The sequence below is a fragment of the Streptomyces sp. NPDC001851 genome, assembly GCF_040297165.1.
Classification (GTDB): domain Bacteria; phylum Actinomycetota; class Actinomycetes; order Streptomycetales; family Streptomycetaceae; genus Streptomyces.
This window is the reverse complement of record NZ_JBEOYR010000013.1, coordinates 242832-256570: the sequence shown is the minus strand read 5'-3', so window position 1 is coordinate 256570 and position 13739 is coordinate 242832. Positions and strand designations below refer to the sequence as shown.

9 protein-coding genes and 2 pseudogenes are annotated in these 13739 nt (G+C 72.6%); 1 reads left to right on the top strand and 10 read right to left on the bottom strand.

Features of this window, described 5'->3' with window-relative positions; genetic code table 11:
* Nucleotides 1–126, top strand: a pseudogene (locus ABT171_RS21295) (UTP--glucose-1-phosphate uridylyltransferase); the annotation flags it as partial.
* Nucleotides 127–204: 78 nt separating this feature from the next.
* Here the strand turns inward: ABT171_RS21295 and obgE are convergent.
* From obgE to ABT171_RS21245, 10 genes and pseudogenes are all read right to left on the bottom strand, one after another.
* The gene (obgE, locus tag ABT171_RS21290) at nucleotides 205–1650 is read right to left on the bottom strand and encodes a GTPase ObgE (RefSeq protein ID WP_351245997.1); all 1446 of its coding nucleotides are present in this window, start codon (nucleotides 1648–1650) and stop codon (nucleotides 205–207) included.
* A 134-nt stretch (nucleotides 1651–1784) separates the two neighbouring features.
* Complete coding sequence (rpmA, locus tag ABT171_RS21285) at nucleotides 1785–2039, bottom strand: 50S ribosomal protein L27 (RefSeq protein WP_023550764.1); 255 nt, start codon at nucleotides 2037–2039, stop codon at nucleotides 1785–1787.
* Between the two features lie 14 nt (nucleotides 2040–2053).
* A complete protein-coding gene (rplU, locus tag ABT171_RS21280) occupies nucleotides 2054–2374 on the bottom strand; it encodes a 50S ribosomal protein L21 (RefSeq protein WP_003990208.1) in 321 nt (106 codons plus the stop codon).
* 203 nt (nucleotides 2375–2577) lie between these two features.
* A complete protein-coding gene (locus tag ABT171_RS21275; protein WP_351245994.1) occupies nucleotides 2578–3330 on the bottom strand; it encodes a phosphocholine cytidylyltransferase family protein in 753 nt (250 codons plus the stop codon).
* Nucleotides 3331–3429: 99 nt separating this feature from the next.
* Complete coding sequence (locus tag ABT171_RS21270) at nucleotides 3430–7791, bottom strand: Rne/Rng family ribonuclease (RefSeq protein ID WP_351245992.1); 4362 nt, start codon at nucleotides 7789–7791, stop codon at nucleotides 3430–3432.
* Between the two features lie 262 nt (nucleotides 7792–8053).
* On the bottom strand, nucleotides 8054–8830 hold the full coding sequence (locus tag ABT171_RS21265) for a TIGR03936 family radical SAM-associated protein (protein WP_351245990.1): 777 nt from the start codon (nucleotides 8828–8830) through the stop codon (nucleotides 8054–8056).
* Between the two features lie 46 nt (nucleotides 8831–8876).
* A pseudogene (locus ABT171_RS21260) lies at nucleotides 8877–9969 on the bottom strand (hypothetical protein).
* Between the two features lie 54 nt (nucleotides 9970–10023).
* On the bottom strand, nucleotides 10024–12645 hold the full coding sequence (locus tag ABT171_RS21255; RefSeq protein WP_503075896.1) for an amino acid permease: 2622 nt from the start codon (nucleotides 12643–12645) through the stop codon (nucleotides 10024–10026).
* Between the two features lie 102 nt (nucleotides 12646–12747).
* Nucleotides 12748–13212: a hypothetical protein gene (locus ABT171_RS21250; RefSeq protein WP_351245988.1), complete on the bottom strand. Its 465-nt coding sequence runs from the start codon at nucleotides 13210–13212 to the stop codon at nucleotides 12748–12750.
* A gap of 135 nt (nucleotides 13213–13347) precedes the next feature.
* Nucleotides 13348–13626, bottom strand: a complete 279-nt coding sequence (locus ABT171_RS21245; RefSeq protein ID WP_351245986.1) for a hypothetical protein — start codon at nucleotides 13624–13626, stop codon at nucleotides 13348–13350.
* Between the last annotated feature and the right edge of the window lie 113 nt (nucleotides 13627–13739).

The window sequence follows — 13739 nt, the reverse complement described above, 5'->3', positions numbered from 1 at the left end:
GGCGACCGTGGCGACTATCTGCGTGCCATTGTCAGACTCGCGTGCGAACGTGAAGACCTGGGCCCGGGCTTCCGGACCTGGCTCCGCAGTTACGTCGGCCAGGAGCTGACGGGCGACGACAGCTGACGCCGACACCCGGATGGTGAGAGGGCGGGCCGGAGGAAAACCTCCGGCCCGCCCTCTTTCGTCGCCGCTCGCGGTGGATCAGAACGGCTCGAAGTCGTCGAACTCCCGGGTGGCCTCGTCGCGTTCGGCCTGCCGGTCCCGGCGCCGCTGGGCGGCGGGGCGGGACTCCTCGAAGCGGTGGTCCTCGCCGCGGCGCCCGAGCATCTCCGCGCCGGCCGTGACCGACGGCTCCCAGTCGAACACGACCGCGTTCTCCTCGGGACCGATGGCGACGCCGTCGCCGGAGCGGGCACCCGCCTTCATCAGCTCCTGCTCGACACCGAGACGGTTGAGCCGGTCGGCGAGATAGCCCACCGCCTCGTCGTTGTTGAAGTCGGTCTGCCGCACCCAGCGTTCGGGCTTCTCGCCACGCACCCGGAACAGCGGCTCCCCGCCGGCCTCCTCGCGGGTGACCGTGAAGCCCGCGTCGTCCACGGCCTTGGGCCGGATGACGATCCGCGTCGCCTCCTCCTTCGGCTTCGCGGCCCGCGCCTTGGCGACCAGTTCACCGAGCCCGTACGACAGCTCCTTCAGCCCGATGTGCGCCACCGCCGACACCTCGAAGACGCGGTAGCCGCGCTCCTCCAGGTCGGGGCGGACCATCTCGGCGAGGTCCTTTCCGTCCGGTACGTCGACCTTGTTCAGGACGACGATCCGGGGCCGGTTGCCGAGGCCGCCGTACTGCCGCAGCTCCTCCTCGATGACATCGAGGTCGGAGACCGGGTCACGGTCGGACTCCAGGGTCGCGGTGTCCAGCACGTGCACCAGGACGCTGCACCGCTCCACGTGCCGCAGGAACTCCAGGCCCAGACCCCTGCCCTGGCTGGCACCGGGGATCAGGCCCGGCACGTCGGCGATGGTGTAGACGGTGGAACCGGCGGTGACGACACCGAGGTTCGGCACGAGCGTCGTGAAGGGGTAGTCGGCGATCTTCGGCTTGGCCGCGCTGAGCACGGAGATCAGCGAGGACTTGCCGGCGCTCGGGTAGCCGACCAGCGCCACGTCGGCGACGGTCTTCAGCTCCAGGACGATGTCGTGCAGGTCACCGGGCTCGCCGAGCAGCGCGAAGCCGGGCGCCTTGCGGCGGGCGGAGGCCAGCGCCGCGTTGCCGAGGCCGCCGCGGCCGCCCTGGGCGGCGATGTACGAGGTCCCGTGGCCGACGAGGTCGGCGAGCACGTTGCCCGCCTTGTCCAGGACGACCGTGCCGTCCGGCACCGGCAGGATCAGGTCCTGGCCGTCCTTGCCGGAGCGGTTGCCGCCCTCGCCGGGCTTGCCGTTGGTGGCCTTGCGGTGCGGCGAGTGGTGGTAGTCGAGCAGCGTGGTGACCGACTGGTCGACGGTCAGGATGACGTCACCGCCGCGTCCGCCGTTGCCGCCGTCCGGGCCGCCGAGCGGCTTGAACTTCTCGCGGTGTACGGAGGCACAGCCGTGACCTCCGTTACCCGCGGCGACATGCAGTTCGACGCGGTCCACGAAGGTGGTCATGGTTCAGTGCCTCCAGAAATACGTGCGGTATGTCTCTTGCGTGCTGTCTCTCATGAGAAACACGCGAAAGGCGGACCCGCTTCCCGACCGGGAAGTGAGGTCCGCCTCGCGAAGCGTTCGGTCTACGCCTTGGTTCAGGCGACCGGAACGATGTTCACGACCTTGCGGCCACGGTGGGTACCGAACTCCACCGCACCGGCCTGCAGCGCGAACAGCGTGTCGTCGCCGCCGCGGCCGACACCGGCGCCGGGGTGGAAGTGGGTGCCGCGCTGGCGGACCAGGATCTCACCCGCGTTCACGACCTGACCGCCGAAGCGCTTCACGCCGAGCCGCTGGGCGTTGGAGTCGCGACCGTTCCGGGTGGACGATGCGCCCTTCTTGTGTGCCATCTGTTCTCAGTCCCTTACTTCGCAGCCGTGGGGATCTCAGTGACCTTGATCGCCGTGTACTGCTGGCGGTGGCCCTGGCGACGGCGGTAACCGGTCTTGTTCTTGTAGCGCAGAATGTCGATCTTCTGGCCCTTGTGGTGGTCCACGACCTCGGCCTGGACCTTGATGCCGGCCAGCACCCACGGGTCACTGGTCACAGCGTCGCCGTCGACAACGAGCAGGGTCGAGAGCTCGACCGTGTCGCCAACCTTGGCAGTGGAAATCTTGTCAACCTCAACGATGTCGCCGACAGCAACCTTGTGCTGGCGACCACCGCTGCGCACGATGGCGTACACGCGGATCTCTCTTTCGCTCGTTCAGAACCGGCACCCCCGCAGGCCAGCCGCCCAGAAACACCACGGACGACCTCTCCCGGCCAACCCAGTGCCCGGGAGGAAGAGGTTTACGGGGATGTGGCGCGCTCAGTGGACACGCCGACGGTCAAGGTTACGGGGCGCGGCCACAGGGGTCAAACTGGGCACCGACCCGTCGCCACAGGTCAGTACCGGCGTACGATCTCGCGCCCCCGGGCGAGGTCGTCGTGGTTGTCGATCTCGACCCACGGCACGTCGCCGATCGGCGCCACGTCGATCGTGAAGCCGCGGTTCACCAGCTCCTGGTAGCCGTCCTCGTAGTACAGCTGCGGGTCGGTCTCCCAGACCGTCCTCAGCGCGTCGGCCAGCTCCCCGGCGGCGTCGCCCTCGATGAGCGTGACGCCGATGTACTCGCCGGTCGCCTCGGCCGGGTCCATCAGCTTGGTGATCCGCTGAACGCCCTTCTCGGGGTCCACGACGACCTTCATCTCCTCGTCGGCGAGGTTCTTCACCGTGTCCAGGGCGAGGATGATGCGACGGCCCTCACCGCGCGCGGCGAGCAGCGTCTTCTCGACGGAGACCGGGTGCACGGTGTCGCCGTTGGCGAGGATCACACCGTCCTTGAGGGCGTCACGGCCGCACCACAGGGAGTAGGCGTTGTTCCACTCCTCGGCCTTGTCGTTGTCGATCAGGGTGAGCTTGAGGCCGTACTTCTGCTCCAGGGCCGCCCTGCGCTCGTAGACGGCCTCCTTGCGGTAGCCGACGATGATCGCGGCCTCGGTCAGACCCACCTCGGCGAAGTTGCCCAGGGTCAGGTCGAGGACGGTGAGGGCGTCCGGTGCGTCCTCCGCCCCGACGGGCACGAGAGCCTTGGGCAGGGTGTCGGTGTAGGGGCGCAGACGCCGTCCGGCACCAGCCGCCAGCACGAGGCCTATCATCGCGGTTCTCTCCTTTGTCTCACATGGGCGCCGGCCCGGCCGCAAACGGGTGTGGTCCTGTCCGCACGGGACAGGACCACACCGTGTCGCAGCGGCAGGTCAGCTCTCGTCGGCGGTGGCGGACGACGCCGTCTGCGGGGCCGCCGCGGTCTTCTTCGCCGTCGACTTCGCGGCGGCCGTCTTGGCGGTCTTCGCCGTCTTCTTGGCCGTCGTCTTCTTGGCGGCCGTCTTCTTGGCCGTCGTCTTCTTCGCCACGGTCTTCTTGGCGGCGGCCTTCTTCGCCGTGGCCTTCTTGGCGGTCTTGCGGGCCGCCTTCTTGGCCGGAGCGGCCTCCTCGGCCGGCTCCTCGGCGACCGCGGCCTCCTCCGCCACGGCCGACGGGACGACCACGACGGCCGTCTCCTCGGACGCGGTCGGCGCGCTGGCCACGCGGACGGCACGGCGGCGCGGGCGGGCCGGGGCGGCGCTCTCGGCGGGCGCCTCCTCGACCGGAGCCGGGGCCTCGGGCTGCGGCTCGGGCTGTGCCACCGGGGCCTCGGGCGCGGTCTCGGGCACCGTCACCACGGCCGCCTCGGCGCCCGCGGGGGAACCGGCCGGCGCCGACACCTTCCGGGTCGCACGACGGCGGGTACGGCCCTTGGGCGCGGCCTCCTCGGCGGCCTCGGCCTGCGGTGCCGGCACCACCTGGTCCTCGACGGCCACCGGCTCGGCCAGTGCCTCGGCGGCCGGCTCCGGACGCACGGGACGCGTCGCCGCCTCCTCGGCGGTGACCTCCTGCGCGGTCGGCGCCTCGGCCGTCGGGGCCTGGGCCGGAGCGACCTCGGCCCGCGGAGCCTCCTGGCGGGGAGCCTTCGCGGCCCGCTCCGCCTTCGGGGCGCCCGCCGGAGCCGAGGCGCGGCGGCTCGCCCGGCGCCTGGTACGGCCACGGGTGGCCGCCGCCTCCGCCTCGGCGACGCTGCTGTACAGCTCCTCGTCCGGCGCGAAGTCCGGGGCCGGCAGGGCGACCGGCTCGGCGACCTCGGCGGCCACCTCGACGGCCGTCTCGACCTCCGGCTCGACGGCCTCGCCGGTCTCCACGGCCACGGCGGCGGTCTCGTGCACGTGCTCGGGCGCCTCACCGCCCCGGCCGCGCTTCTTGCGCTTGCCGCCACCGCCGCCGGCGGCGGTCGGCTGCTCCATGTGCACGATGACACCGCGGCCGTTGCAGTGGACGCAGGTCTCGGAGAAGGACTCCAGCAGGCCCTGGCCGACCCGCTTGCGGGTCATCTGCACCAGGCCCAGCGAGGTCACCTCGGCCACCTGGTGCTTCGTACGGTCGCGGCCCAGGCACTCCAGCAGGCGGCGCAGCACCAGGTCGCGGTTGGACTCCAGGACCATGTCGATGAAGTCGATCACGATGATGCCGCCGAGGTCGCGCAGCCGCAGCTGGCGCACGATCTCCTCGGCCGCCTCCAGGTTGTTCCTGGTGACCGTCTCCTCCAGGTTGCCGCCCTGGCCGGTGAACTTGCCGGTGTTGACGTCGACGACGACCATCGCCTCGGTCCGGTCGATCACCAGCGAACCGCCGCTGGGCAGCCAGACCTTGCGGTCCAGCGCCTTGGCGAGCTGCTCGTCGATCCGGTAGGTGGCGAAGACGTCGACCTCGGAGGTCCACTTCGACAGGCGGTCGGCCAGGTCCGGGGCCACGTGCGAGACGTAGCCGTGGACCGTCTGCCAGGCCTCGTCACCGCTGACGACGACCTTGGAGAAGTCCTCGTTGAAGATGTCGCGCACGACCCGGACGGTCATGTCCGGCTCGCCGTACAGCAGCGACGGGGCGTTGCCGTTCTTCGACTTCTTCTGGATGTCCTCCCACTGCGCCTGCAGCCGCTCGACGTCCCGGCGCAGCTCGTCCTCGCTCGCGCCCTCGGCGGCGGTGCGCACGATGACGCCCGCGTCCTCGGGGACGATCTTCTTGAGGATGGTCTTCAGCCGGGCCCGCTCGGTGTCGGGCAGCTTGCGGCTGATGCCGGTCATGGAGCCCTCGGGGACGTACACGAGGTAGCGGCCCGGAAGGGAGACCTGGCTGGTCAGACGCGCGCCCTTGTGCCCGATCGGGTCCTTGGTGACCTGGACGAGGACGGACTGCCCCGACTTCAGCGCGGACTCGATACGACGGGGACCGTTGGCCATCCCCAGCGCCTCGAAGTTGACCTCACCGGCGTAGAGAACGGCGTTCCGCCCCTTGCCGATGTCGATGAAGGCGGCCTCCATCGACGGCAGCACGTTCTGGACCTTGCCCAGGTAGACGTTGCCGACGTACGACGTCGCCTGCTCCTTGTTGACGTAGTGCTCGACGAGCACGCCGTCCTCCAGGACGCCGATCTGCGTGCGCTCGCCGTGCTGGCGCACGACCATCACGCGCTCGACGGCCTCGCGGCGGGCCAGGAACTCGGCCTCGGTGATGATCGGCACGCGCCGGCGGCCCTGCTCGCGCCCTTCGCGGCGGCGCTGCTTCTTGGCCTCCAGGCGGGTCGAGCCCTTGATGGACTGCACCTCGTCGGACGGCTCGCTGGGCTTGCGCGACTCGCGGACCTTGACGACCGTGCGCTCCGGGTCGCCCTCGCCGGGCTCGGTGTCGACGGCGGTGTCACCGGCGCGGCGCCGGCGACGGCGCCGGCGACGGCTGCTGGAGCTGGAGACACCGGCCTCGTCCCGGTCCTCCTCGGCGTCCTCTTCCTCCTGCTCGGCGGTGTCCTCGGCGTCCTGCGCGGCCTGCTCGGCGGCCAGTTCCTCGGCCTCGGCCTCCGCACCCTCGCCCTCGGCGGCGTCACCGCGACGACGGCGGCGGCCGCCACGGCGGCGACGGCGGCGCGAGCCGGACTCCTCGAAGCCCTCGGCGCCCTCGGCCTCCTCGTCCTCCTCGCCCTCGGCGAGGTCCTCGACGGGCTCCTCGGGCTGCTCGGCCTGCTCGGGCTCCTCGGCCCGGGCGGTCTGGGTCTCCTCGGCGGCGCCCCGGCGGCGACGGCGACGGCGCGAGCCGGTCTCGGCGCGCTCCTCCGCACGCTCCTCCGCACGCTCCTGCGCGTACTCCTCGGGCTCCTCCGCCTCGGCGGCCTCCGCGGTCCCGGCGGCGGCCTCGGCCGCGGCGCGCTCCGGGGTCTGGAACTTCGGCTCGGCGAACACCGGCGGCTGGAAGACGGCGACGGCGGGACGGGCGGGCCGGCGCGGGGCCTCGGCGTCCTCGCTCTCGGCGGCCGGCGCGGGCTGCGCGGGCTCGGAGAACCCGAACACGGGGCGCACGGCCCGGCGCCGGGCGCGGCGCGGAGCGGCTTCCTCGGTGGGGGCCTGCGGCGCCTGGGCGGCGGTGGCGGGCTCGGTGGTGTGCGTGGTGACGGGGACCTCCGGGGTGTGCGCCCCGGCACCGGCGTCGGCGGACGCGGCCTCGGCGGCGGTCTTCTCGGCCTCGGCCTCGGCGGGGGTGGACGCGCGGCGCGTGGCCCGGCGCCGGGTACGGCGCGGGGCGGCCTCCTCGGCCTCCTCGGCGGCAGCGGCGGGCTCGGCGGCGGGGGCGGCCGGGGCTTCCTCGGCGGTGGCCTCCGGCGCCCCGGCTGGCGCGGACGCACGGCGCGTGGCCCGACGGCGGGTACGGCCGGCAGGCGCGGCCTCCTGCGCGGCGGCCGGCGTCTCGGCGGCGGCCGGCTCCTCCTGGGCCGTCGCGGCCTCGGCGGCCGTGTCCGTACCGGAAGCGGAAGCGGCCGGTACGACGGTCTCGGCGACCTCCGCGGAGACGGGCGCACCGGCCGGCGCGGCCGCGCGGCGCGTGGCCCGGCGGCGCGGACGGCCGGCGGGGGCCTCCTCGGCGGGGGCGGCGGCCTCGACGGGGGCCTCGGCCTCGGCGGCCTCCGGCGCTCCGGTGGCGCCGGTCGGCGCGGACACGCTGCGCGTGGCGCGTCGCCGGGTGCGGCGCGGGGCGGCCTCCTCGCCGACGACGACCTCGCCGCCCTCGGCGACGGCAGCGGGCTTCTCGGTCTCGGCGACGGCGGGCGTGGCCGGTACGACGGTCTCGGCGGCCCCCGCGGTCGAGGGCGAACCCGCGGGCGCGGACGCGCGGCGCGTGGCCCGGCGGCGCGGACGGCCGGCGGAAGCGGCCTCCTCGGCGCCGGACGCCGGGGCGGGCACTGCGGTCTCGGGGGTCTCCATGCCGGCCTCCACGGCAGCCTCTTCGGCCTCGGTGGCCTCAATCGCCTCTTCGGCCTCGGTGGCTGCCCCCGCTTCCTCGGTGCCCTGGGCGGCAGCAGCCTCGATGATCTCATCGGAGTCCGCGGCCGGTATGGCCGGCACCGTCACCTCGGCGGGTGCCTCCGCGCCGGCGGGCGGACCCGCGGGGCGGGAGGCGGCACGGCGACGCCTGCGCGGCGGCAGGGTGTCGCTCGGAGTGTTCGGTTCGGAACCCTCACGGGGTTCGGTCGGTTCGAGCATGCGGGCGTTTCTCCCGTCAGGCTCCCGGGCGCCGCGCCTGGTCCGGCGACGGTCTCGGTGGACCGTCCGCCGTTGACGTCCGCGGCCCGCGTGATCCGCGGTGGCCGCCGTCCGGGGCGCGGGCGCCGCACGGGAGCACTCTGTGTCCTGTCTCGCCGGTTCCGTACGCCTTGTCGGTACGGCCTGGCGAAAGTCTTCTGGTCGGTGCGCTGCCCGACCCAGGTGGCTCCCGAGTACGAGGGCGGCGCTACGACGTCCGTCCCTACGCGGGACCTTCCGGCGTCGGCGCCGTCGCGGCGGCAGCCGGCTGGGCCGTCAGGGCCTCGGCTGCCTCGCGGTCGGGCGCGAGCGGGTCGGTCACCGTGCCGGTCTCTTCATCGAACAGCCCCTGCGCCAGCCTGGTCACCGCTGCGGGGACCGGCGGCGCCAGGTCGGCCACGGCGCGGAGACCGGACAGGACGTCGTCGGGTCGTACGGCAGGCGTCACGTGCCGAACAACCAGCCGCAGTATCGCACAGGGCTGGTCGGTCGGCCTATCAGCCGGTGAACCGTGCGTTTCCAGGCTCACCACGGCCGGGCGGGCGTCGAAGGTGCGGACGCCGTTCTTGGTCATCCGCTGCACCTCGACGGTCTCGGCTCTGCGGAAGGCCTCGGCCGCGCGCTCGGCGTCGGCCGGGTCGACGCCGTCCAGCCGCAGCTCCCACACGGAAGCCGTGAGCCGGTCGGCGAGGCCCGAGGTCCGCGCCTCGACCGCCTCGATGACGTCGAGCCCGGCGGGCAGCGACTCGTCGAGGAGGACGCGCAGCGTCTCCGGGTCGCGCGGTGCGGTGAGCGCGATCTCCAGGTACTCCGCCTCGCTGCCCGTGCCGGTGGGTGCGGCATTGGCGTACGACACCTTCGGGTGCGGCGTGAACCCGGCCGAGTACGCCATGGGCACCTCGGCACGGCGCAGCGCCCGCTCGAAGGCGCGCTGGAAGTCTCGGTGGCTGGTGAACCTCAGGCGGCCGCGCTTGGTGTAGCGCAGTCGGATGCGCTGCACCGCGGGTGCGGGCGGCGGGCCTTCGGGCTGTCGCTTGCCCAGTGTCCTAGTCCTTCGTGAGTGCGGTCGTACTGCTACCAAGAGTACGTGTCGCGGGCCCCTGAGGTTCCCGCCGGTCCACGGCGGCCGGCTGCCGGGGCTCGCCGAAGAGCATCCGCCGGAAGTCCGCGCGGGCCTGCCGTACCGTGTCGCGGGCACCGGCCAGCGCCTCGCGCACGGCCCGGCCCACCACGCGCGCGCCCCCGGCGACGGGCCGCAGGACCGCGTCCCGGACGACGTGGCCGACCGGGGTGAGGACGGTCCGGTACATCCAGCGCACCGGCTCCACGAAGATCCACCGGAAGAGGGTCCCGAGTGCGCGGCCGACGGCCCGCGAGACGCGTCCGGCGATCCGCCAGGCGTGCCCGAGGGCGTCCCCCGGTCTCGCGCGCCACGAGGGCGAGGAACCGGCCGACGGGCGCGAGGCCCCAGCGCCACAGTGCGAGGGCGGGCAGGACGAGGAGGACGCGCAGGGTCCAGTACAGGGCGACGCCGGCGCCGGTGGCGATCACGCCCAGCAGCCACCCCAGCCCGCGTACGCACCGGGCGACGGCGCGTCCGACGGGCGCGAGGACCCGGTCGTACACCCACCGCGCGGGCACGACGAGCAGATACCGCACCAGCCAGGCGACGGCCGTGTACACGGCGATGCCCACGGCGGCGAGCACGGTGCCGATGCCCCTGAGCAGCCAGGTGACCGCGTGTCCGACGGGGCGCAGCACGCGCGCGTACACCCCGCGCGCCAGCCACGCGACGGCGTGCCCGGCCGGCGTGAGCACGTACCGGTACACCCACCCGGCCGGTACGACGACGAGGACGGTGCCGAGCCACCCGAGCGCCGTGCCGACGGGCACCAGGACATAGCGCCACAGGCCCACGAACGGCCAGACGAGCAGAGCCTTTCCGGCCCACAGCAGTGCCCGGCCGAGCGGCCTGAACACGGTGTCCCGCAGAAACCTTCCGGTGACGACGAGGACGTCCCACGCCATCCGCACCGGCACCACCAGCACCAGGACGACGATCCGCAGGGGGATCCGGATCGCGACGGTGAGGCAACCTTCCGGCTGCCGGGGCCGGGGAGGCGGCTTGTGCAGTTCCATACCGGGGTAGACGCCGGGCCCGCCCGTTCGGATCCGGCCAGGTCGTGCGCTCGGTCACGGCAGGTCCTGTTCGGTCCAGATCGTCTTGCCCGTCGGGGTGTAGCGCGTGCCCCAGTGGTGGGTCATCTGGGCGATGATGAACAGGCCCCGGCCTCCCTCGTCATCGCTCGCGGCGTGCCGCAGATTGGGCGAGGTGTGGCCGGTGTCGGAGACCTCGCAGGTCAGGGTCCGGTCGCGGATCAGGCGTACCTGGATCGGGCCGCCGGCATAGCGGATGGCGTTGGTGACCAGTTCGCTGACGATGAGTTCGGTGGTGAACGCCAGGCCGTCCAGTCCCCAGTCGCCGAGCTGCTTGGTGACGGCGGTGCGGATGGTCGCCACCGCCGCCGGGTCCGCGAGCAGCGCCCACTCGGCGAACTGGTTCCGGTCGAGCCGGCGGGTGCGGACCGTGAGCAGCGTCGCGTCCACGTCCACCGCCCCGGGCAGCAGCGCGGTCACCGTCTTCTCGCACAGCGCCTCCAGGGACGCCTCCGCGCCGTCGAAGACCCGGCACAGCTGCGCGAGCCCGGCGGCACGGTCGTCGGCCGCCTGGAGGAGGCCGTCCGTGAAGAGGGCGACGAGGCTGCCCGGCGCCACCTCCACTTCGCTGCTCCGGTAGGGCGGCCCACCGACGCCCAGCGGCGGTCCGGGCGGCAGCTGAAGAGGGTCGACGGCGCCTCCGTACGGCGCGACGACCGCCAGCACCGACTCCCCGGCCCGCGCCAGGCTGCACTTGCCCGAGACCGGGTCGTACACCGCGTACAGGCAGCTCACGCCCATGGCCGCGTCGGGCTGCTGCCGCCGGATGCCCGGGCCGTGGCCGGGGCCGCCGTCGTACCCGGTCTGGTCGACCAGGTCGTCCAGCCGGGACAGCAGCTCGTCCGGGGCCAGGTCCAGCCGGGCCAGGACGCGGACCCCCGTGCGCAGGCGCCCCATGGTGGCCGCGGCGCGCAGACCGTGGCCGAGCACGTCCCCGACGACCAGCCCGACCCGGCTGCCGGACAGGGGGATGACGTCGTACCAGTCCCCGCCCACCCCGGAGCCGCTGTCGGCGGGCAGATAGCGGCTCGCCGAGTCGACGGCGGCGTGCGGCGGCAGACGGCGCGGGAGCAGGCTCCGCTGGAGCTTGAGGGCCACGCCGTGGCCACGGGTGACGAGCGGCATCAGCAGGAGACCGATCAGCAGGGCGCCCAGGCCGAGCACCGTGACCCCGCCCGTCCTGCCGATCAGGGGCAGGTCGACGGTGGTGGTGCCGTACCTGGGGTCCGCGTAGACGACGAAGGTGGCGTAGAGGAACAGCAGGGCCATGACCAGCCCGCCGAGTCCGGGCAGCAGGCCTTTGAAGAGCAGGTCGTGGGCGCTGCGGGTGAGGACCTTGCGGTGGTACCAGACGCAGGCGAAGCCGGTCAGTCCGTACTGGAACGCGATCGCGAGACCGACGGAGTCGATCGAGTCGGCCAGGACGTTGTGGCTGAACGACGCCAGCAGGCCGAACAGCGCGATCGAGGCGGCTCCCATGCCGACGGTCCCCCAGGTGGGGGTGAGGAACCTGCGGTGGACCCGGGCGAACCGGGAGGGGACCGCCTTGTGGACCGCCATCGAGAAGACGGTCCTGGCCAGCGGCAGGATGGTGGTCTCGGCGGAGGCCAGCGCGGAGGTCAGCACCATCAGGATCAGCAGTCTCGACAGCAGCAGTCCCGTGCCCTGGCTCCCGAACACGGCCTCGCCCAGTCCGGAGAGCACATCGTCGGAGTTGCGCGTGTTGCCGAGCCCGATGCCCGAGGTGCCGACTCCCGCGAACGCCTGCGCGGAGGTGGACACCAGCCCGTACATGACCAGGAGCAGCACGGTGGACAGCACGGCGGCGCGGCCGGGGACGCGGGTGCTGTCGACGGTTTCCTCGTTGACCGAGAAGGCGGTGTCCCAGCCCCAGTAGATGAAGACGCCCGCGAGGAAGCCCGAGGTCAGGGCCGTCGCCGACGGCACCCGGAAGGGGTTGAACCAGGACGCGGAGACATGGATCGCCGTCGGCGGAGGATCGGTGTAGACCCTGACGAGCGCGGCGACGGCGAAGAGGACCAGCATCGCCACTTCCAGGCACAGCAGCCAGCGCTGGACGGCCGCCGAGACCTGGATGCCGACGTAGCAGATCACGGTCAGCGCGGCGATCCAGACCATGCCCGCCAGGGTGGTCCACAGCCGGTTGTCCGCCAGGTCGTCCAGGCCCACCAGCCGGAAGCCGTAGGCGGCGGCGACCGCGGCGAGGTTCGCCATGACGATGATGTTGGCGACGATGAGACCCCAGCCGCCCATCCAGCCGGTGCGCGGCCCGAAGGCACGGGTGGCCCAGGTGAAGGTGGTCCCGCAGTCGGCGTTGCTCGCGTTGAGTTCCCGGAAGGCGTACGCGACCAGGAGCATCGGGATGAACGCCAGCATCGTGACGATCGGCGCCTGCAGTCCGACCCCGGCCACGATGAGGCCCAGCGTCGCGGCCAGGCTGTACGCCGGGCCGGTGGACGCCAGGCCCATGGCCACCGAGGAGAACATGCCCAGGGCGTCGTTCCTGAGCCCCTTACGGCCGGCCGCCGTCCCGGGAGCGGGGCGGTCGGCCGACTCGGCGCCGCCGAAGTGCCTCACACTTGATTGCAACGCCGGGTCGCTTGCCTTCGCAATCGGGACGGGGCTCGGACGGCCGCTTCCTCAGCAGGTGCTGTCAGTGGTCGCGGTCGGTGGTCGCCGTCAGTAGGTGCTGGGGATGACGCAGAAGTCGATGTGGCTGAGGTCCGCGAACTTGCCGCTGGGGTTGATGGGGGTGTGGAGCGATCCGTCCATCGTGATGCCGGTGGGGAAGCCCGTCGTGCTGTCGTACGTGTAGACGTTGGCGCCGCCGGTGCCGCCCTTGGCGGTGACCTTGACCGCGGCGCGGTGATCAGTCGCGGGGATGCTGAAGCTGAACACCTGTCCCGCCGAGGTGTCGGTGACGGTGAGCTGGAAGGTTCCGTCGCCGGGGATCGAGACGGGGCCGGTGGCGGGGTCCTCCACGCGGAACCCGGTCGCCCCCGCGGGACAGGACACGGGCGGGTTGTCGTCCACTTCCACGGGCTGCACGCCCGCGTTGCTCGGGGGACCCGCCTGGGCCAACGCCGGACCGGCGGCGACGCCGAGTGCCGCGGCCGCTGTCAGGCCGGCGCCGGCGACCCTCACTCCCCATCTCGCCCGGGTCGACCATGTCCTTGCTGGCGCTGCTCCTCGCATGACGAGCATCCTCCTTTTTCCTCGGATATCGCTGGTACCGGGTCTCGGATACCTGAGCTCGCCAACATTCGCATGGTCGGACTGTCATTCTGCCGTACGACTCCTTTCCTTGGGCCGTTTGAGTTCACGGCGCCCGGCAGGAAGGCGGGCCGCGACCAGCTGCACGAGAACCAGGATGGTGATCGCCACCACCAACCAGGCGGCCGCGTGCAGCACGCTGGTCATCGTGTCGCCGTTGACGACACAGGCCAGTAGACCGGCCAGGGCGATGGTGTTTTTGCGGTGGCTGCCACTTCCGCAGAGAACAGTCTGGAGTGGGTGGACTTCGAGTGCAGAAAGTCCACCGAAACCGTGGATGGACATTGGCCTCCTTCGTTACCCGGAAGGCGTGACCTGCGGTGATACTTCGCTATACCACACGGTACTAAAAATGCGGCGGCGCCTCATTTGACACGCCCTTGAGGCACATGCCTATT